This window comes from Amycolatopsis sp. NPDC104587 (assembly GCF_055583645.1).
On record NZ_JBVJNO010000015.1, the window covers coordinates 249,966 to 267,433 of the forward strand.

At 71.5% G+C, this 17,468-nt stretch carries 23 protein-coding genes; 12 read left to right on the forward strand and 11 right to left on the reverse strand.

Annotated features, from left to right (window positions below; genetic code table 11):
* Nucleotides 1–22: 22 nt before the first annotated feature.
* Both ACZ61C_RS38545 and ACZ61C_RS38550 read left to right on the forward strand, forming a co-directional pair.
* Complete coding sequence (locus ACZ61C_RS38545; RefSeq protein ID WP_465312859.1) at nt 23–613, forward strand: acid phosphatase; 591 nt, start codon at nt 23–25, stop codon at nt 611–613.
* Nucleotides 614–615: 2 nt separating this feature from the next.
* A complete protein-coding gene (locus ACZ61C_RS38550) occupies nt 616–1,098 on the forward strand; it encodes a GNAT family N-acetyltransferase (protein WP_465312861.1) in 483 nt (160 codons plus the stop codon).
* A 156-nt stretch (nt 1,099–1,254) separates the two neighbouring features.
* On the opposite strand, the gene ACZ61C_RS38555 is transcribed toward ACZ61C_RS38550, so the two are convergent.
* Entirely contained in the window at nt 1,255–1,725 is a 471-nt protein-coding gene (locus ACZ61C_RS38555; RefSeq protein ID WP_465312863.1) for a hypothetical protein, read from the reverse strand.
* A gap of 312 nt (nt 1,726–2,037) precedes the next feature.
* On the opposite strand from ACZ61C_RS38555, the gene ACZ61C_RS38560 reads away from it, so the two are divergent.
* Both ACZ61C_RS38560 and ACZ61C_RS38565 read left to right on the forward strand, forming a co-directional pair.
* Nucleotides 2,038–3,027: a diacylglycerol/lipid kinase family protein gene (locus tag ACZ61C_RS38560; RefSeq protein ID WP_465312864.1), complete on the forward strand. Its 990-nt coding sequence runs from the start codon at nt 2,038–2,040 to the stop codon at nt 3,025–3,027.
* A gap of 275 nt (nt 3,028–3,302) precedes the next feature.
* Complete coding sequence (locus ACZ61C_RS38565) at nt 3,303–3,557, forward strand: WhiB family transcriptional regulator (protein ID WP_072481920.1); 255 nt, start codon at nt 3,303–3,305, stop codon at nt 3,555–3,557.
* A 304-nt stretch (nt 3,558–3,861) separates the two neighbouring features.
* Here the strand turns inward: ACZ61C_RS38565 and ACZ61C_RS38570 are convergent, their stop codons facing one another.
* Together ACZ61C_RS38570 and ACZ61C_RS38575 are read right to left on the reverse strand one after the other, a co-directional pair.
* Nucleotides 3,862–5,382: a sensor histidine kinase gene (locus ACZ61C_RS38570; protein WP_465312865.1), complete on the reverse strand. Its 1,521-nt coding sequence runs from the start codon at nt 5,380–5,382 to the stop codon at nt 3,862–3,864.
* 2 nt (nt 5,383–5,384) lie between these two features.
* Nucleotides 5,385–5,597: a biotin/lipoyl-binding carrier protein gene (locus ACZ61C_RS38575; protein ID WP_465312866.1), complete on the reverse strand. Its 213-nt coding sequence runs from the start codon at nt 5,595–5,597 to the stop codon at nt 5,385–5,387.
* A gap of 101 nt (nt 5,598–5,698) precedes the next feature.
* On the opposite strand from ACZ61C_RS38575, the gene ACZ61C_RS38580 reads away from it, so the two are divergent.
* Nucleotides 5,699–5,773 (forward strand): 50S ribosomal protein bL37, encoded by a 75-nt coding sequence (locus ACZ61C_RS38580; RefSeq protein WP_370444718.1) that lies wholly within the window; start codon nt 5,699–5,701, stop codon nt 5,771–5,773.
* Nucleotides 5,774–5,836: 63 nt separating this feature from the next.
* Here the strand turns inward: ACZ61C_RS38580 and rsrA are convergent, their stop codons facing one another.
* Nucleotides 5,837–6,157 (reverse strand): mycothiol system anti-sigma-R factor, encoded by a 321-nt coding sequence (gene rsrA / locus ACZ61C_RS38585; protein ID WP_465312867.1) that lies wholly within the window; start codon nt 6,155–6,157, stop codon nt 5,837–5,839.
* Nucleotides 6,154–6,777, reverse strand: a complete 624-nt coding sequence (locus tag ACZ61C_RS38590; RefSeq protein WP_465312868.1) for a sigma-70 family RNA polymerase sigma factor — start codon at nt 6,775–6,777, stop codon at nt 6,154–6,156. The genes rsrA and ACZ61C_RS38590 overlap by 4 nt, the downstream gene beginning before the upstream one ends.
* A 194-nt stretch (nt 6,778–6,971) precedes the next feature.
* Here ACZ61C_RS38590 and ybaK point away from each other — a divergent pair, with 194 nt between their 5' ends.
* On the forward strand, nt 6,972–7,448 hold the full coding sequence (ybaK, locus tag ACZ61C_RS38595; protein ID WP_465312869.1) for a Cys-tRNA(Pro) deacylase: 477 nt from the start codon (nt 6,972–6,974) through the stop codon (nt 7,446–7,448).
* Between the two features lie 9 nt (nt 7,449–7,457).
* Here ybaK and ACZ61C_RS38600 read toward each other — a convergent pair whose 3' ends face one another.
* Genes ACZ61C_RS38600 through ACZ61C_RS38610 form a run of 3 tightly spaced genes read right to left on the reverse strand, consistent with a single transcriptional unit; the run spans nt 7,458 to nt 9,590 of the window.
* Nucleotides 7,458–8,216 (reverse strand): phosphotransferase, encoded by a 759-nt coding sequence (locus ACZ61C_RS38600; RefSeq protein WP_465312870.1) that lies wholly within the window; start codon nt 8,214–8,216, stop codon nt 7,458–7,460.
* A gap of 10 nt (nt 8,217–8,226) precedes the next feature.
* Nucleotides 8,227–8,835: an alpha/beta hydrolase family protein gene (locus ACZ61C_RS38605; RefSeq protein ID WP_465312871.1), complete on the reverse strand. Its 609-nt coding sequence runs from the start codon at nt 8,833–8,835 to the stop codon at nt 8,227–8,229.
* Complete coding sequence (locus tag ACZ61C_RS38610; protein WP_465312872.1) at nt 8,832–9,590, reverse strand: SOS response-associated peptidase; 759 nt, start codon at nt 9,588–9,590, stop codon at nt 8,832–8,834. The genes ACZ61C_RS38605 and ACZ61C_RS38610 overlap by 4 nt, the downstream gene beginning before the upstream one ends.
* Nucleotides 9,591–9,695: 105 nt before the next feature.
* Between ACZ61C_RS38610 and rsgA the strand changes: the two genes are divergently transcribed.
* The 4 genes from rsgA to ACZ61C_RS38630 all read left to right on the forward strand — a co-directional run bounded on the left by rsgA (nt 9,696) and on the right by ACZ61C_RS38630 (nt 13,451).
* Nucleotides 9,696–10,718, forward strand: coding sequence for a ribosome small subunit-dependent GTPase A (gene rsgA, locus ACZ61C_RS38615; protein WP_465312873.1), 1,023 nt, complete (start codon nt 9,696–9,698; stop codon nt 10,716–10,718).
* Nucleotides 10,719–10,819: 101 nt separating this feature from the next.
* Nucleotides 10,820–11,713 carry an SCO4651 family lipoprotein gene (locus ACZ61C_RS38620; protein ID WP_465312874.1) on the forward strand — a complete coding sequence of 298 codons (894 nt, stop codon included), beginning with the start codon at nt 10,820–10,822 and terminating at the stop codon, nt 11,711–11,713.
* Nucleotides 11,714–11,783: 70 nt separating this feature from the next.
* Complete coding sequence (locus ACZ61C_RS38625; protein WP_465312875.1) at nt 11,784–12,530, forward strand: SCO4651 family lipoprotein; 747 nt, start codon at nt 11,784–11,786, stop codon at nt 12,528–12,530.
* Nucleotides 12,531–12,563: 33 nt separating this feature from the next.
* The gene (locus ACZ61C_RS38630; RefSeq protein WP_465312876.1) at nt 12,564–13,451 is read left to right on the forward strand and encodes an NAD-dependent epimerase/dehydratase family protein; all 888 of its coding nucleotides are present in this window, start codon (nt 12,564–12,566) and stop codon (nt 13,449–13,451) included.
* A gap of 39 nt (nt 13,452–13,490) precedes the next feature.
* Here ACZ61C_RS38630 and ACZ61C_RS38635 read toward each other — a convergent pair whose 3' ends face one another.
* Together ACZ61C_RS38635 and ACZ61C_RS38640 are read right to left on the reverse strand one after the other, a co-directional pair.
* A complete protein-coding gene (locus tag ACZ61C_RS38635) occupies nt 13,491–13,982 on the reverse strand; it encodes a DUF6912 family protein (RefSeq protein WP_465312877.1) in 492 nt (163 codons plus the stop codon).
* Complete coding sequence (locus tag ACZ61C_RS38640; protein ID WP_465312878.1) at nt 13,979–15,385, reverse strand: WS/DGAT/MGAT family O-acyltransferase; 1,407 nt, start codon at nt 15,383–15,385, stop codon at nt 13,979–13,981. Before ACZ61C_RS38640 ends, ACZ61C_RS38635 begins: the two co-directional genes overlap by 4 nt.
* A gap of 34 nt (nt 15,386–15,419) precedes the next feature.
* Here ACZ61C_RS38640 and ACZ61C_RS38645 point away from each other — a divergent pair, with 34 nt between their 5' ends.
* Nucleotides 15,420–16,181 (forward strand): TrmH family RNA methyltransferase, encoded by a 762-nt coding sequence (locus tag ACZ61C_RS38645; protein ID WP_465312879.1) that lies wholly within the window; start codon nt 15,420–15,422, stop codon nt 16,179–16,181.
* Nucleotides 16,182–16,186: 5 nt separating this feature from the next.
* Here the strand turns inward: ACZ61C_RS38645 and ACZ61C_RS38650 are convergent, their stop codons facing one another.
* The gene (locus tag ACZ61C_RS38650; RefSeq protein WP_465312888.1) at nt 16,187–16,561 is read right to left on the reverse strand and encodes an HAD-IA family hydrolase; all 375 of its coding nucleotides are present in this window, start codon (nt 16,559–16,561) and stop codon (nt 16,187–16,189) included.
* A gap of 328 nt (nt 16,562–16,889) precedes the next feature.
* On the opposite strand from ACZ61C_RS38650, the gene ACZ61C_RS38655 reads away from it, so the two are divergent.
* Nucleotides 16,890–17,210, forward strand: coding sequence for an Rv3235 family protein (locus ACZ61C_RS38655; RefSeq protein ID WP_465312880.1), 321 nt, complete (start codon nt 16,890–16,892; stop codon nt 17,208–17,210).
* The last annotated feature ends 258 nt before the right edge of the window (nt 17,211–17,468 follow it).

Genomic DNA, 17,468 nt, shown 5'->3' on the forward strand with positions numbered 1-17,468 from the left:
ACCCCCGGATATATTCGCCCCTGTGGCGAACCGTCTCTTCCTCCTCCGGCACGGCCAGACCGAATGGTCGGTGAACGGACGGCACACCGGCCGCACCGACATCCCCCTCACCCCCGCCGGCGAAGGCCAGGCGCTCGCCGCCGGCGGCACGCTCCGGAGCCTGCTCGGCGGCCCGTCGCTGGTGCTGTCGAGCCCGCGCACCCGAGCGCTGCGGACGGCCGCGCTGGCCGGGCTGCGCGTCGACGACGTCACCGAGGACCTCGCGGAGTGGGACTACGGCGAGTACGAGGGCATCACCACCCCGCAGATCCGGGAAACCGTGCCGGGCTGGACAGTGTGGACACACCCGATCCCCGGCGGCGAAAGCGCTTCGGAGGTCTCGGCCCGCGCGGACCGCGTCCTCGATCGCGCCCGCCGCGACACCGAAGCCGGCGACGTGATCCTGGTCGGGCACGGGCACTTCAGCCGGGTGCTGGTGGCCCGCTGGGTCGGCCTGACCGCCACCGCCGGTGTCCACTTCGGCCTAGACGCGGCCGGCATCGCGGTGCTCGGCGACGAACGCGGCGAACCCCAGATCGAACACCTCAACCTGCCGCCCGCCCTGGAGGACTGACCGTGCCCGACAACCGCATCCGCCGGATCCGCCCCGACGACGTCGAGGCCGCCGTCGACCTGGCCTACGCGCTGGCCGAGTACGAACGCGCCCCGGACGACTGCCACCTGACCACCGAGCAGCTGCACGAGGCGTTGTTCGGCGACGCGCCGAAGGTCTTCGGGCACGTCGCCGAGGTGGACGGCGAGATCGCCGGCTTCACGATCTGGTTCCTCAACTTCTCGACGTGGCGGGGGGTGCACGGGATCTACCTGGAGGACCTGTTCGTCCTCCCGGCCCACCGCGGCTCCGGCCTGGGCAAGGCGCTGCTGGCAGCCTTGGCGGCCGAGTGCGTCGCGAACGGCTACGCGCGGCTCGAGTGGTCCGTCCTGGACTGGAACCCGGCAACGGAGTTCTACAAGGCCCTCGGCGCGGTCCCGATGGACGAGTGGACGGTCAACCGCCTCACCGACGCACCCCTGCAGGCCCTGGCCGCCCAGGCGTAACCCCCGTGATCAGAGCCGTAACTCGCGTGATCAGAACCGGATCCGGCGTGATTGAGGCCGGAACTCGCGAGTTCCGGCTCTGATCACGCGAGTTACGGGCCCAATCACGCGAGTTCCGGCCTTAGTCACGCGAGTTGCGGGCCGGAGCACGCCGGGTCAGTCCTCTTCGTGGCCTTCGCGCTCGGCCCGGCGGCCCGCGAGGCCGCCGCGCTCGGCCGCTTCCGACTCGGTCTCGCCCTCGCGCAGGCCCAGCGCCCAGGCCCGGGACGGCGCCCGGAACAGCAGCACCAGGACGGCGACGCCGAACAGCGCGACCGGCACCCCCCAGAGCGGCTGGCCGGACGGCCCGAGCAGGTACCAGCCGAGCCCGATCAGGATCAGCGCGATCACGACCCCCGGCGAACGCGCGGCCGTGTGGCCCAGCACGAGCCCGGCCGACGCGGCCAGGAACGCCAGCGCCACCACGATGTAGGTGCCGGCGAGGACGAAGACGTTGTTGCCCGGCAGCGTCGGCGTGCCCAGGCCGTCCACCAGCACCACCACCCCGAACACCAGCAGGGCGAGCGACGGCACCGCGGTGACCGCGCCGGCCAGCCGGACCTCACGGGGAGCGGGCGAGAGCTTCACTGCGGCGGCCTTCCGGGGTCCTTTGCGGGAGCACAGTGGACCCGACCAGGGCGAGTCACCGTGCGTGAGCCATTTTGATCGTATGCCACCCGGTCGGCCGTTTTCCCGGGACCGCCCGGGCGCTGAGAATTCAGGTGTCGTCGATGAGCGGGCGGTCGGCCCGGGTGCACTTGTCACGACGAGCGGGGACACTCGCACGTGAAGGAGGACCGCCGGGCACAGGGTCGCGAAGGTGCTGTTCCCAGGGTTGCGCCCGTCACCATGCGGCGCCGGAAGGTTCTCGGGCCGCCGGAAGTCACCTACCCTGCGGTAGTGCGCGCAATCCTCGTCGTGAACCCCCAGGCCACCTCGACCACCGCCGGTGGCCGGGACGTCTTGGCGCACGCGCTCGCCAGCCAGGTCAAGCTCGACGTCGTCGAGACGGACTACCGCGGGCACGCCATGGCCGTCGCGCGCTCGGCCGCGCGCGACGGGATCGACCTGGTCGTGGCCCACGGCGGCGACGGCACGGTCAACGAGGTCGTCAACGGCCTGCTGGCCGACGCTGTGCCATCCGGGGCTTCGCCCCGGGCCGGGGGCTTCGCCACCCGGACCCCCGCAAGAGGGTTGGACGGCGATCCCACCCAGATCGGGCGCGTCCCGGCCCTGGGTGTCGTGCCCGGTGGCTCGGCCAACGTGTTCGCGCGCGCCCTCGGCATCTCCGCGGATCCCGTCGAGGCGACCCACCAGCTGCTCAACGCGCTGGAGAACGACCGCTCGCGCCGCGTAGGGCTCGGCCTGGCCGACGGCCACTGGTTCACCTTCAACTCCGGCCTCGGCTGGGACGCCGACGTCGTCGGCCGCGTCGCCAAGCGCCGGGGCAAGCAGACGACCGCCGGCCTCTACATGCGGGCCGCCGTCCGCTCCTACTTCCGGCCGCCGCTGGGCCGGCCGGCCCTCACGATCCGCGTCCCGGGTGAGGAACCCGCCGAGGCGCTGACCGCTTTCGTGTCGAACACCGATCCGTGGAGCTACCTGGGCGAGCGTCCGGTCCACCTCAACCCGGATTGCTCGTTCGAGACGGGACTGGGTTTGTTCGCGTTGAACGGTCTGGGGTTGCCCACGGTGTTCAAGCATGTACGCCGTGCTTTGGCTACGAAGAGCAACCAAAAGGGCAACCGTCTCGTGCGTCACGACGACCTGCCGATGATCCGCATCGACGCAGCTGAACCGGTAAACTTCCAGGTGGACGGCGACCTCGTCGGCCAGCGGACCAGGGTGGAGTTCTTCAGCGTCCCCGACGCACTCACAGTGATCGTGTGACGACGGGACCGCTGATCGCCTGCGGCAAAGTGCAAGCTGCCGTTCGTCGACGCAGAAGCTCCACTCACCGCATCAGCCTTCCCTTCGGGCGGCTGTTTCGGAGAGAAACCGCAGGTCAGAGGGGTCGCTCGGCCGGGTGACCTGACTCACCGATCTTCAAGAAACCCTTGTCGAACACGGTGCTTCGTGAAAGCATTCACAAGCACCCGGAAACATGACCGCCATAAAACGACTGTGGCGCGGTCCTCCCGCGCCATACGAAGGAGCTCACGAACATGGACTGGCGCCACGACGCGGCCTGCCGAGACGAGGACCCCGAGCTGTTCTTCCCGGTGGGAACCAGCGGTCCTGCTCTGTCGCAGGTAGCTCAGGCGAAGGCCGTGTGCCACCGCTGCACCGTCGCTTCCGACTGCTTGGCCTGGGCTCTGGCCAGCGGCCAGGACGCGGGCGTGTGGGGCGGCATGAGCGAGGACGAGCGACGCGCGCTCAAGCGCCGCCGTACGCACATCGGCACGCGTACCAACGCCTGATAGTTCCACGAAGCACCAGCTTTACCCCGAACCACGAAGGAACTTCACCCGGCGGGCATTTGTTGTGCCCACGCCGTCTGGGGTGATACCTACCCGGTTCGAGCTTAACAACCGAGGTGAAACCACCTGGCAACGGGTGCGCTGAAACCTCACCAGGACTTCAAGTCCTCCCGCGAGACGTTGAACGGCCCGGCACACGAGAACAACGTGCCGGGCCTTCAACGTATGTCCTCCCGCGATCCGCACCCGATCACGTCCACCGCCCCGGGATTGCCCGGCGGCGCGTGAGTCCAAACGCGACTGTCTAAAGGCGACGCGAAAGAGGGATGCGCAGCGCGGCTTCGGTCCCGGACACCCGGGTCGACGACTCCTCGGCGCGCACCTTCCGCAGCGACAGCGAGCCGCGCAGCTCCGACTCCACGAGCGTCCGCACGATCTGCAGGCCCAGGCCGTCCGACCGCTCCAGCGAAAACCCGGACGGCAGGCCGCGGCCGTTGTCGCGGATGACGACGTCCAGCCAGCGCGCCGAGCGCTCCACGATCAGCTCGACCTTGCCCGAGCGGCCCGCCGGGAAGGCGTGCTCGATGGCGTTCTGCACCAGCTCGGCCAGCACCATCACCAGCGGGGTCGCGATCTCCGCGACGACCACCCCGAACGAGCCCTTCCGCGACAGCCCGACCTGCGACTCCGCGGTGGCGACCTCGCCGACCATCGGCAGCACGTTGTCGAGCAGCTTGTCGAGGTCGACCCGCTCGTCCACGGAGATGGACAGCGCCTCGTGCACCAGCGCGATCGACGTCACCCGGCGCACCGACTCGGCGAGCGCGAGCCGCGCCTCCTCCGACGACGTCCGCCGGGACTGCAGGCGCAGCAGCGCCGCCACCGTCTGGAGGTTGTTCTTCACCCGGTGGTGGATCTCCCGGATCGTCGCGTCCTTCGACAGCAGCGCGCGGTCGCGGCGCTTGACCTCGGTGACGTCGCGGACCAGCACCAGCGCGCCGGCCGCCTGCCCCGCCGGCCGCAGCGGCAGCGCGCGGAACAGCACCACCGCGCCCCGGCGTGAATCGGCTTCGGTGCGGCTCGACGGCTTCCCGTCGAGGGCCTCGATGATCCGGTGGGACACCTCGGTCGCGTCGAACGGGTCGCGGATCAACGACCGCGTCAACGGCGCCAGGCGCGTCCCGACCAGGTCGGACTCGTGCCCCATCCGGTGGTAGGCGGACAGGCCGTTCGGGCTGGCGAACACGACCGTGCCGCTCGAGTCGAGCCGGATCAGCCCGTCCCCCACCCGCGGCGAGGTGTGCGTGTCGGTCGCGTTGGAGCCGCTCGGCGGGAACGTGCCGTCGACGATCATCTGGCACAGGTCGCCGGCACTGCCCAAGTACGCGATCTCCAGCGGCGAGGGCACCCGCGGCGCGGCCAGGTTCGTCTCGCGGCTCATCACGGCGACGACGTCGTCGTGGAAACGCACCGGGATCGCTTCGCGCCGCATCGGCAGGTCGCGGTACCAGTGCGGGTCCTCCTCGCGGCAGATGCGCTCCTCGCGCATGGCCTTGGCCAGCTGCGGGTGCTCCTCGACCGTGAACCGCGTGCCGACGACGTCCTCCGGGTGCGCGGTGGGCGCCGTGGTCGGCCGCGCGTGCGCGACGCAGACGAAGTCACCGCCGTCCGGTTGCAGCTCCTCGGTCACCGGGACCCAGAGCAGGAAGTCCGCGAACGACAGGTCGGCCAGCAGCTGCCACTCGGCGACGACGGTCTGGAGGTGGTCCGCCGCCTCCCCGGGGAGGCCGGTGTTGTCGGCGAGCAGTTCGGCGAGCGTCGACACGGTTACTCGACCGTCCCGAGCACGTCGCCCTGCTGGACCCGGTCACCCTTCGCGACGGCGAGGCTGGTCAGCGTGCCCGCCTTCGCACTCACGGCGGGCAGCTCCATCTTCATCGACTCCAGGATCAGCACGGTGTCCCCGGCGTTCAGCGCGGCGCCCGGCTCGGCGACGACCTGGAGCACGGTGCCGACCATTTCGGCCCTGATCTCGGCCATCAACACCCTCCTCGTGCGCCACCGGACCAGCCCCATCCAACCAGAACGGGACGTCATGACACACTTGAGAGGTTGACCAGCTTTGACGACGAGGAGTGAACATGTCGAAGCGCGCTCGCAAGCGTCGCAGCCGGAAGAAGAACGCCGCGAACCACGGCGGCAAGCCCAACTCCTGAGCCGGCGCCGGCACGCAAAGGCCCCCACACTCCAGGTGCGGGGGCCTTCGTCGTGCTCAGGCGCTATTCGGAACGCTGCTCGAGGGTGATCTCGGTGCGTTCGACCGTCACGCCGCCGCGCGTGGCGACGGTCTGGCGGATCGACGCGCGCAGCCGGCTCTTCAGCTCGGCCGGGGCGTGGTCACCGCCGCACTTGCGGGCCAGGAGCTGCTTGATGTGCTCGTCGATGCCGTACTCCTCGAGGCACGGCGGGCAGTCCTCGATGTGGGCGCGCAGCGCGGCGTCGCGCTCGGCGCTGCACTCCCGGTCGAGGAGCAGGTAGATGTCGGCGAGCGCCTCTTCGCAGCGGACCTTGTCGGACGCGCCTTCGCACATTTCGTTCATCGCCCGGCCACCTCTTCCTTGGCGCCACGGATGAACCCGCGCTCGGTCGCGACGTCGGCGAGCAGGTCGCGCAGCTGGGCGCGGCCGCGGTGCAGGCGGGACATCACGGTGCCGATGGGGGTGTCCATGATCTCGGCGATCTCCTTGTACGCGAAGCCCTCGACGTCGGCCAGGTAGACGGCCAGCCGGAACTCCTCGGGCAGCTTCTGCAGGGCGGCCTTGACGTCGGTGTCGGGCAGGTTGTCCATCGCCTCGACCTCGGCCGACCGCAGCCCGCTCGAGGTGTGGCTCTCCGCCTTGGCGATCTGCCAGTCGGTGATCTCCTCGGTGGGCTGCTGCACCGGCTGCCGCTGCCGCTTGCGGTAACCGTTGATGTAGGTGTTGGTCAGGATGCGGTACATCCAGGCCTTGAGGTTCGTGCCGGCCTTGAAGGACGCGAAGGCGGCGTACGCCTTCAGGTAGGTCTCCTGGACCAGGTCCTCGGCGTCAGCGGGGTTGCGGGTCATCCGCATCGCGGCCGAGTACAGCTGGTCGAGCAACGGCATGGCGTCCCGTTCGAAGCGCTCGGCGCGCTCCGCCTCGGTCGCTTCTTCCGGCGCTGAGTTCTGCGTGCTCGGCAAACCGTTCCCTTCCCGCTCGGCGTCGACGCGCGTGCGCGCATACGGCGACGTCGAGTTTACGCGGGGGCCGGGCACACCGCGGTTCGCCGGTGCCTCGGGGCGGCGACGGCTGCGAGAGCGTGTGGTGGCAAGGGTGGTGGTCACGTCCCGTACAACCGATCGGGTGCAGTGGACATTCCCTAGACTTCCGTCCCATGGCTGGCAAGGGCACCCCGGCGACCGCGGCGTTGACCAAGCAGAAGGTGGCGCACACGCTGCACGCGTACGACCACGACCCGCGCGCGGAGTCGTTCGGCCTGGAGGCGGTGGAGGCCCTGGGTCTCGACCGCGCGAGGGTGTTCAAGACCCTGGTGGCCGAGGTCGACGGCCGGTTGACGGTGGGCGTGGTCCCGGTCACGGGCCAGCTGGACCTGAAGGCGCTGGCGGCCGCGGCGGGCGGCAAGAGGGCCAAGATGGCCGACCCGGCGGCGGCCCAGCGGGCGACGGGGTACGTGCTCGGCGGGATCTCGCCACTGGGCCACCGGAGCCGGCTGCCGGTGGTGATCGACCAGTCGGCGGAGAAGTTCGAGACGGTGTTCTGCTCGGCCGGGCGGCGGGGGCTCGAGGTGGAGCTGGCCCCGGTGGATCTGATCCGGCTGACCGGCGCTGTTGTGGCGCCGATCGCGGCCTGACCTGAGGTTTCACGCGAGCAGCGCACGCAGCCAGACGTCACGGCGCTGCTCGAGGTAGTCGGCACGGCGGCGCCAGTGCGTGCCGTGGCCCTCGTTCCAAAGCCGGAGCCAAGGCTCGGTCCCCGCGGCAGCCTGCGCGGCCAGGAAGTCGTGCATCGCGCGGGCGCGCGGGCCCAGCAGGCTCACCAGCTCACAGCGCTGGGCTTCGGCCAGGTCGTAGGCGTCGGCGAGCAGCCGCATCCGCCGGGCCGCTTCGGCCGGTGCCACCCCGCCGGCCAGCAGGGCGAAGTCGTTCGCCGGGTACGCGAGGTCCCACAGCCGGGTGCCGGGCGCCGCGGTGTCCCAGTCGATGAACGCCCAGCGGGGGCCGGCCACCAGGTTCCACGGCGCGAGGTCGTGGTGGGCGATGATCTCGGCGCCGTTCGCGGGGATGAGCACCTGCCACGACGCCCCCGGCGGCGGCACGAAGCCGGCGACCGCGTCGTGGAAGCCGCGGACCAGGCGGCCTACCGCGACCACCGCCGCGTCCGGTTCCAGCAGGTCGATCCGGCCGGGCCACGGCACCTCCCCCGGGATGAACTCGAGCACCTCGCGGCCGCGCTCGTCCAGGCCCAGCGGCCGGGGCGCGCCGCCGAAGCCGGCCGAGTGCAGGTGCTCGAGCAGGGCGTGCACCGACGGTGTCCACGGCCCGGCCGGCCGGCGCACGGTGTCCCCCACCCGGACCACGCCGGCGCTCACGTTTCCGCCGGTGAGCGGGATCTCCTCCACGACCGAGGCCTCAGCCGAGCGGGCGCAGCACCCGCGACAGCCACTCCGTCGCCGCCCGTGCCACCGTGTCCAGGTCCTTCGACAGGCTGTGGTCGCCGTCGACCAGGACGATCTCGTGGTGCGGGCCCGCCTTCGGGCGGCCGAACGGGTCGCTCTCGCCCTGCAGGACCAGCACCGGGACCTCGACCGCGTCCAGCTCCGGTTGGCGCGTCTTCTCCGGGCGGCCCGGCGGGTGCTCGGGGAACGCCAGGCACAGCACCGCCACCGCCTGCCCGGCCGCCGCCGTCCGGCAGGCGACGCGGGCGCCCGAGGAGCGGCCGCCGAACACGAGCGGCAGGGAGTCGAAGCGCTCCGACAGCTCGTCCGCGATCGTCAGCCACGCCGTGTCCAGCTGGTTCGCCGGGGCCGGCGCGCGGCGGCCGGCCACCCGGTACGGCTGCTCGACCAGCGCCACGTGCACGCCGGCGCCCTGCGCCGCGCGCGTCACCGCGACCAGGTCCGCCGCGCCGAGGCGGCCGCCCGCGCCGTGGCCGAGCATGAGCACCGCCACCCCTTCCTCGGCGCAGTGCAGGTAGACCCGGGCCGGGCCGTACGCGGTTTCGATCGCGAGGGCGGTCATGACTTCGGCACGTCGAACAACGCGCCCTCTTGCGCCGGGTCGACGCGCTCCAGCAGCTCCGGGCCGTTGTTGCGGACGTTGTTCACCCGGCTCGAGATCGGCCGCAGCTCCAGCGACGACACGATGTCGTCTGGCGTCGGCACCAGCAGGTCCTTGACGTCTTCGCGGTCCGGGTCCAGCCAGCCGTCCCAGTGCGCCTTCGGCACGATCAGCGGCATCCGGTGGTGGACGTCGGTGAGCTGCCCGGCGGAGTCGGTCGTGATGATCGAGAAGGTGATCAGCGGCGACGCGTCCTTGTCGTCCTTCGGGTGCCAGCTCTCCCAGATCCCGCCGAACGCGATCGAGGAGCCGTCCGGCTCCGTCATGTAGAACGGCTCCTTCTCCTTGCCGGTGCGGCGCCACTCGAACCAGCCGTCGGCGGGCACCAGGCAGCGTCGCGACACGAGCGCGCGGCGGAAGGCGGGCTTCTCGGCGGCCGTCTCGGCGCGCGTGTTGATCATCCGCGAGCCGACCGACGGGTCCTTGGCCCAGAACGGCACCAGGCCCCACTTCATCATCCGCAGCGAGCGCTCGGCGGGCTCGTCCTCAAGCACCTGGCCCTCGTCGTCACGCGGGTGCCGCTGGACGACCGTGACCACGGTCTTCGTCGGCGCGACGTTGTGGTCGGCGCGCGCGTGGCCTTCGGTGAGGTCGATCGCGTCGAACTCCTCGATCAGCTTCGCCGGGTCCTTCGTCGCGGCATAGCGGCCGCACATGGTCACCTCCGGGTACCGGGAACGCCATCGTTACACGCAGGCCAGGGCCGTGGCGAGCGGCGTGGGATCATTCGGGTGGGCACCGGTGCACGAGAGGACGACGGGTTGGCGCGCAACGACTGGAGCAAGCTGGACGAGTCCGACGTCCGCGTGCGCCCCGGCAAGGGCACCCGGCCCCGCAGCAAGCGCCGTCCCGAGCACGCCGACGCCGTCAACGCCATGGTCATCGGCAAGGACCGCGGCCGCTGGACCTGCGCGGTCAACGCCGACCCCGGACGGGTGATCACCGCGATGCGGGCCCGCGAGCTGGGCCGGACGCCGGTGGTGGTCGGTGACCGCGTCGGGATCGTCGGTGACGTCTCCGGCAAGCCGGACACGCTCGCGCGCATCATCCGCGTCGACGAGCGCAGCAGCTCCCTCCTGCGCACGGCCGACGACACCGACCCGTACGAACGGCTGGTCGTCGCCAACGCCGAACGCCTCCTGATCGTCACCGCGCTCGCCGACCCGCCGCCGCGCACCGGCTTCATCGACCGCTGCATCGTCGCCTGCTACGCGGGCGGCGTCGAGCCGGTGCTGTGCCTGACGAAAGCCGACCTGGCCAGCCCGGACGAGCTCCTCGCGGGCTACGCGGGCCTCGACATCCCGGCGATCGTGACCCGCTACGACGAAGCGCCCGAGGGCCTCGCGGAGATGCTGAAGGACCGCGTGACGGCGCTGGTCGGGCACTCCGGCGTCGGCAAGTCCACGCTGGTCAACCGCCTGGTGCCGGACGCCGAGCTGGCCACCGGCGTGGTGAGCGCGGTCGGCAAGGGGCGGCACACGTCCGTCGCCGCGGTGGCGCTGCCGCTCCCGGACGGCGGCTGGGTCATCGACACGCCCGGCGTGCGGTCGTTCGGGCTCGCGCACGTCACCGCGGACGACATCGTCGACGCCTTCGAAGAGTTCGCCGCGGCCGCCGAGGAGTGCCCGTCGGGCTGCGGGCACCTCGGCCCGCCCGAGGACCCGGACTGCGCGCTCGACGACGTCGTCACCGACGGCACGGCGCTGCCCGAGCGGCTCGCCTCGCTGCGGCGCCTGCTGGCCTCGCGGGGTGGCCACGAAGTGACTCGCGCCACGGATTCCTGAGGCAACGCGGAACCCGATGCGGATCGTCACCGTCACATCGGTAACCATTCGCCCGTTCGGGCGATATGCCGAGCGGAAGATCCGATCCTGAGGGGATTTTGATGCGTAAGACCACCTTGGTCGCAGCCAGCGCCGTCGCGCTGGCGCTGACGCTGTCGGCGTGCTCCGGCAACTCCGCCACCGGTACGGCCCAGCCGGCCGCGGGCCAGTCCCAGCCCGACGGCGGCAGCGGCCTCGCCTCGCCGTTCACCGACGCGATCCAGCTGGCGTCGGCGTCGAAGCAGGGCACCGAGAAGTCCAAGTCCGCGAAGTTCACGATGGAGGGCTCGGTCGCCGGCCAGACCCTCAGCGCGAACGGCGCGATGGCCATCGACGGCGCGAACACCAAGTTCTCGATGACCAGCACCGCCGCCGGTGAGACCACCGAGATGCGCATGGTCGACAAGGTCATGTACATCAAGCTGCCGGCCGAGCAGCAGAAGCAGATGGGCACCGACAAGACGTGGGCCAAGATCTCGGCCGACGGCACCGACCCGGTTTCGCAGGCGATGGGGAGCGCGCTTTCGCAGTCGGCGGAGCAGAGCGACCCGAGCAAGATCCTGGACCAGGTCTCGAAGGCCGGCCGGATCATCTCGTCCGACCAGGCCGAGCTGAACGGCATGCAGGTCAACCACTACAAGGTGGAGCTCGACGTCGCCAAGGCCGTCGACCAGTTCACCGGCCAGGTCCCGGCCGCGGCGCGCCAGAAGCTCACCGACATGCTCAAGGGCAAGGACCTCAAGATCCCGGCCGAGCTGTGGCTGGACAAGGACAACCTGCCGGTGCAGGTCACGATGGACCAGACCTCGATGATGCAGGCGCTGGGCATGCCCGGCGGCACCGAGTCGAAGTTCACGATGAAGTACAGCGACTGGGGCACCCAGGTCGACGTGGCGGCCCCGCCTGCCGAGCAGGTCGTCGACCTCGGCGAACTGATGAAGAAGGCCGGCCGCTGAGCTAGCGACCGTGCGTAGCGGCGGCTCCCCCGAACGGGTTCGGGGGAGCCGCTGTGTTTTTGTTGTCCCCATGCGCAAAGCCGCCGTCGTGCTGGTGCTCGCCCTGCTGGCCGGCGCGTGCTCCGATCCGCCGCCGCCCCCGTCGTTCTCCGACGCCCGGGCGCTGGCCGACGCGGCCACGGCGGCGACCACGGCCGGCGGCTCGGCGAAGTTCGCCACCGACGTCGCCGTCGGGTCGGTCCGGTCGAAGGGCCAGGGCCAGGCGCGCTTCGGCGCCGGCGGGACGTCCCAGGTGATGACGACGGACTTCATCGGCGAGCCGATGGAGCTGCGGCTGGTCGGCGGGAAGCTGTACGCGAAGGTGCCGGAGGGCTCGCGCGACGAGGTCGGCGCCGGGAAGCCGTGGGTGGTGGTCGCCCAGGACGGCACGGACCCGTTTTCGCAGGTCCTCGGCGGCAGTCTCGCGCAGCTGGCGGCGCAGAACGACCCGGCGCACACCCTCGGCGAGATCCGCACGGCGGGCACGATCGTCTCGGTCGAGCGCACCGACCTCGGCGGCGTGGCGGCCGAGCACTACCGCGTCGACCTGGAGCTGGCCCGGCTGGGCAGCGACCTGCCCGCGGGCCTGTCGGCCGACGAAGCCGGGCGGCTCGGCGGCAAGTTCCCGGTGGAGCTCTGGCTCGACACCACACACCGGCCGCTGCAGATCGTCCTCTCACCGGCGCTGCAGGGCGGCGAAGCCCGCATCACGACGCGCTACAGCGACTGGGGCGCACCGGCCGACATCCAGCCGCCGCCCCCGGGCGAAGTCGGCTAGTCACGTTTTCTCCCGCGGTCTCGTCCAGGCCGCATGAGCAAACGAGTGATGGTGATCGGGGCGACGGGCGTGCTGGGCCGCCCCGCGGTGCGGCGGCTGCTGGAGGCAGGGCACGAGGTGAGCGGCCTCGCGCGGTCGGCCGACCGGGTCGCGGCGGTGGAGGCGAGCGGCGCGAAGCCCGTGACCGGCGACCTGTTCGAGACGTCTTCGCTGGTCACGGCGTTGCGCGGGCACGACGCGGTGCTGAACCTGGCCACGCGGATTCCGGCGAAGCCCACCAGCCGGTCCGCCTGGGGCCTCAACGACCGCGTCCGGCTGGCCGGGAGCGCGGCGCTGGCCGCGGCGGTCCGGGAGGTCGCGGAGGTGCGCACGGTCGTCCAGGAGGGGATCACGTTCATGTACGCCGACGGCGGCGACTGCCTGCTCACGGAAGACGCTCCCCTGCGCCCTCGCGGCGTGACGGCGTCTTCGGTGACGGCGCACGAGAACGTGGCGGCGTTGACGGACCGCACGGTGGTCCGGCTCCGGATCGGCACGTTGGTGGGCACGGACGCGCTGACGGCGACGCTCCTGGCCGCGGCCCGGCGCGGGGCGCCGCTGATCATGGGCTCGCGGCAGGACTGGACAACGGCGATCCACCCCTCCGACGCGGCGGCGGCAGCGGTGGCGGCTTTGGACGCGCCTTCCGGGGTCTACAACGTGGGGGCGCCGGCGGTGTTGAAGAGCGTGCTGGGTGAGGCGATGGCCGCGGCAGCCGGCGTCCGGAAGGCTCGGGCCGTGCCGAAGTGGCTCCTGTCGCGGGTCCCGATGGCCGAGCCGATGGCGCGGTCGCAGCGAGTGGATTCGGCGAAGCTGACGGCGGCCACCGGGTGGCGGTGTGAACGGCCGGTTCCGGGGCCGGAGTGGTTCACGGACGACTGACCCACAAGTTGTCCACAGGTGCACCCACCTGTGGACAACTCAGAGGAGCTCCAGCAAGAACGGCAGTTCCTGCGGCGCGTACCAGGCCAGCTCGTGGTCTTCCGCGTCTCCCAGCGTGAACTCCGCGTCGGGGTCGCCCAGATCCGCCGCGTCGATCACCGCAGACGCGGCGGCCACCGCCTCGGCCGCCTCGGCCGCGTCCACGTGGATGGCCGCCACCGCCGAAAACGGGATCGGGCCGCCGATGCGGACCACCGGGGCGTCGAGGTCCGGGCGCAGCGTCACGCCCTCGACGTCCGCCGAAATCACCACCCGGCGTGGCTCGCCCTTCTCCTCCGCCGCGATCAGGCGCAGCGAGGCCCGGGCCGCGTCGAGCAGCGCCGCGTACTCCAGCTCTTCGTCCGAACCGCTCGAGTACGCCTCGCGCAATGCCGGTGTCAGCGCGAACGCCGTTCCGCTGCGGGCGCGGAACTCCCCCGAGGTTTCGAGGTCGCGAAGCATCGCGATGGTCGCAGGCAGATAGACCCTCACCAGTGCGCACCCTTCAGCTCTTCCAAGGACTCTTCGATCATCCCGGCCACGAGGTCGACGTCGAACGCGGCCTTGCGGTCGCCGTTGAGTCCGAAGTAGACGCCGCCGTGGTACGACGTCACCCCGATCGCCAGCGCCTGGGTGCGCATCAGCGGCATCACCGGGAACATCTCGACCAGTCTGGCCTCTCCCGCGTACATCGGCATCTGCGGGCCCGGCGAGTTGGTCACCATGACGTTGAAGATGCGCCCGGACAGCGACCCCGCCGCCCGCGCGCCGAGCGAATGCAGCGTGGCCGGGGCGAAGCCGCCGACCTTGAGCAGCCCGCGCGCCGCCACCGAACGGCCCGAGTCGAGGTGCTCGGCCATCGCGTGGCCGATGTGCTGCAGCCGCAGGACCGGGTTCGGCTCGCCGACCGGCAGGTCGACCAGGTACGCCGCCACCTGGTTGCCGACCAGCGCCGGCGTCGAGTACTCCGCCGTCTCCGCGTCCCGCACCGCCAGCGGCACCAACGCGCGGATCGTCGCGTTCGGGTTCAACGACTCCTCGCGCGAGAGCAGCCACTCGCGCAGCGCGCCCGTGATGGCCGCGAGGACGACGTCGTTGACCGTGCCGCCGTGCGCCGCGCGGATCTTCCGGTAGTCCTCCAGCCGCGTGCGCACCACGGAGAACACCCGGCCGCCGGACACCCGGACGTTCAGCGGCCCGGACGGCGCCGGCTTCACCAGCGTGCGCAGGGTCGACGCCACCCCGCCGACCGTCTCGGCGAGCTTGCCCGCCGTCGCGAACGCGTCGTTCGCCGCCGACCGGACGTTCTCCACGACCTCGCCCGGGCGCTGCACGCCCTCGCTGATCGCGTCCATCACCAGCTGGGTGCGGTTCGGCTCGCGGCGCGGCGTCCAGATGTCCTCGAACGGCTCCGGCTCGGCCGGCGTCGGGTCGAGGATGAGCTGGCCCAGCTCGATCGTGCCGACTCCGTCCACAACGGACTGGTGCGTCTTGGTGACCAGCGCCACGCGGTCGCCGGACAGCCCCTCGATGAAGTACGCCTCCCAGAGCGGCCGCTCCGGCGCCAGCCGCCGCGACATCAGCCGCGCCACCAGGTCGAACAGCTGCTCGTCGCTGCCCGGCTGGGGCAGCGCCGAGCGCCGGACGTGGTAGTTCAGGTCGAAGTCGACGTCGTCCACCCACACCGGCCGCGCCAGGTGCCCCGGCACCTCGGCGACGCGCTGCCGGTATCGCGGCAGGTAGGCCAGCCGCGCCCCGACGAGGTCGAGCAGCTGCGCGTAGCTGAACCCGGAGCGCGGCCGCTCGAAGATCGCCACCCCGCCGACGTGCATGGGGGTCGCGTGGTCCTCGAGGTAGAGGAACGAGGCGTCCAGCGCGGAGAGGCGGTCGGGCATGAGGCGATCGTCGCACAATGCGAGACTGCCCGGTGTGGGTGATGAGTCGACTGTCTCGCCGAAGGACCGCTTCCTGACCGTGTACGGCCGGAAGCCGGTGCTCGAAGCGCTGGCGGACGACGGTCTGCAGGTGGACAAGGTGATCCTCGCCGACACCGCCCGGGGCCCGGGCGCGGTGGAGATCCAGCGCGCGGCGAAGGCCGCGGGGGTGCAGGTGCAGCGCGCCAGCGCCCACCGCGTCAAGGTGCTCGCCGGCAACGGCAAGCAGGACCAGGGTGTGCTCGCCGACGTCGTCGCGCCGCGGATGCGCGCGCTCGAAGCCGCGCTTTCGGACCGGCGGCCACCGTCGCGCGTGCTGCTGCTCGACGGCATCACCACCCCCGCGAACGTCGGGATGATCCTGCGGACGGCGACCGCCGCCGGGCTGGACGGCGTGATCGTGCCGCGCCGCGGCGTCGCGGCGCTCGACCCGCTGGTGGTCAAGGCTTCGGCCGGGGTCGCGTTCCGCGCGCCGGTGCTGCGCTGCGGCTCCGCGCGCGACGCGGCCGAGATGCTCACCGAAGCCGGCTTCGGGATCTACGCGCTGGGCGCGTCGGCGCGCACCACGGTGTTCGACGTCGAGCTGCCGCAGCGCGCGGCGTTCGTGCTCGGTGGCGAGACCGCCGGGGTCGGCGCCGAAGTCGGCGAACTCGTCACGGAATGGCTGTCTATTCCCATGCCGGGTGACGTCGAGTCGTTGAACGTCTCGGCCGCGGCGGCGGTCCTGTCCTTCGAACTGGTGCGCCGGGGCCGCTGACCGCCTCACCCGTCCGGGAACAGCACGTCCAGTTCGGCGAGTGTCTCTTCGACGGACTGGTGGTGCACGCCGACCATCCCCGCCTCGACCGCGCCCCGGATGTTCGCCGCCGAGTCGTCGACGAAGGCGCACCGCGAGGCGGGCAGCCCGAGCCGGCCGGCCGCGATCCGGTATACCGCCGGGTCCGGCTTGGCCACGCCGACTTCGCCCGAAAACACCAGCGCGTCGAAATAGTCGAACATCGTGTTCTTGACCTCGTTCGACGCCCCTGGCGCGTTGGACAGCAGCGCGGTGCGGACGCCTCGTTCGCGGACGGCCGCCAGGTAGTCGTAGAAGCGGCCGGCGTCGGGATCGGTGAGAACCCCGGCGAAATCGACCAATAACCCCTTCAGCACCCGGCACACCATAGCCGGGTGGCTACGCGGTGTCTCGCCTAGCGCAACACTGCCGGGGAATCCATCCCCTCCGCGGTTCTGTGCCTAATCGAGCGATTCCTGTCTCCTTTCCGGCCGGTTCCGCCCTCTAAGCCGTGGACGCGGCGAAATGCCGAGTCCGGGAGGGGAGAAAATGATCGACGAACATCGCCTGAGAACGCTCGTCCACTACGAAGCGCCACGCCGGGCTGACCGTCCGACAGCGCTTACCCCGGAGGAGCACCGCCGCGCCGTGACCCGGTGGCCGGTGCCCCGCCAGCTCGAATCGAGTGACGTGGGCTTGCTGCTGAACATGCTCCTGGAGGCCTACGACGGCCGCCGCCCGGCGGCGCAGATCCGCGCGCTGGTGGCGCCGGAGGTCTACGCGGGACTGAGCGCGCCGCGGTCACGCCGGCCGCGGCACCGGACGCAGACGGTCCACACGTGCACGGCGGTGCCGGACGTGATCGAAGCGTGCGCGCGAGTGGAGGCGGACGGCCGGTCGTACGCCCTGGCGGCCCGTTTCACGCGGACACCGTCGGGGTGGCGCTGTGTGCGGTTCGCGTTGTTGAAGCCGCAGCGTCCGGCCCGGCTGCCGCAGCGAGCAGCGGCGTGAGGCGGGTGAAGAGGGCACGCTCCCCGCCGCGGTGGGCGGCGGCCGCCGTGCGAAGTGGACAGCACCCATCGCCACGGTGCGAAGTGGACCCCGGTGCTAGCGGAAGCCAGGCCGGGCGTCGTCGTCGCGGGCGTCCCCCTACACAAAACCGGGGGGGGGGGGGGGGGGAGGAGGAGCCCGGTTTTTGGGTGCCTTTTTCTTCAGAATGGGCACTTTCTTTTCTCCTTTTTTGGTTGCGGTTTGGGGGGGGGGGGGGAC

Coding starts and splice junctions, on each gene's coding strand:
- ACZ61C_RS38565 (WP_072481920.1), top strand. CDS start 3,303: ATGGACTGGCGCCACGACGCGGCCTGCCGAGACGAGGACCCCGAGCTG.
- ACZ61C_RS38575 (WP_465312866.1), bottom strand. CDS start 5,597: ATGGCCGAGATCAGGGCCGAAATGGTCGGCACCGTGCTCCAGGTCGTC.
- rsrA (WP_465312867.1), bottom strand. CDS start 6,157: ATGAACGAAATGTGCGAAGGCGCGTCCGACAAGGTCCGCTGCGAAGAG.
- ybaK (WP_465312869.1), top strand. CDS start 6,972: ATGGCTGGCAAGGGCACCCCGGCGACCGCGGCGTTGACCAAGCAGAAG.
- ACZ61C_RS38605 (WP_465312871.1), bottom strand. CDS start 8,835: ATGACCGCCCTCGCGATCGAAACCGCGTACGGCCCGGCCCGGGTCTAC.
- ACZ61C_RS38610 (WP_465312872.1), bottom strand. CDS start 9,590: ATGTGCGGCCGCTATGCCGCGACGAAGGACCCGGCGAAGCTGATCGAG.
- ACZ61C_RS38620 (WP_465312874.1), top strand. CDS start 10,820: ATGCGTAAGACCACCTTGGTCGCAGCCAGCGCCGTCGCGCTGGCGCTG.
- ACZ61C_RS38625 (WP_465312875.1), top strand. CDS start 11,784: ATGCGCAAAGCCGCCGTCGTGCTGGTGCTCGCCCTGCTGGCCGGCGCG.
- ACZ61C_RS38630 (WP_465312876.1), top strand. CDS start 12,564: ATGAGCAAACGAGTGATGGTGATCGGGGCGACGGGCGTGCTGGGCCGC.
- ACZ61C_RS38640 (WP_465312878.1), bottom strand. CDS start 15,385: ATGCCCGACCGCCTCTCCGCGCTGGACGCCTCGTTCCTCTACCTCGAG.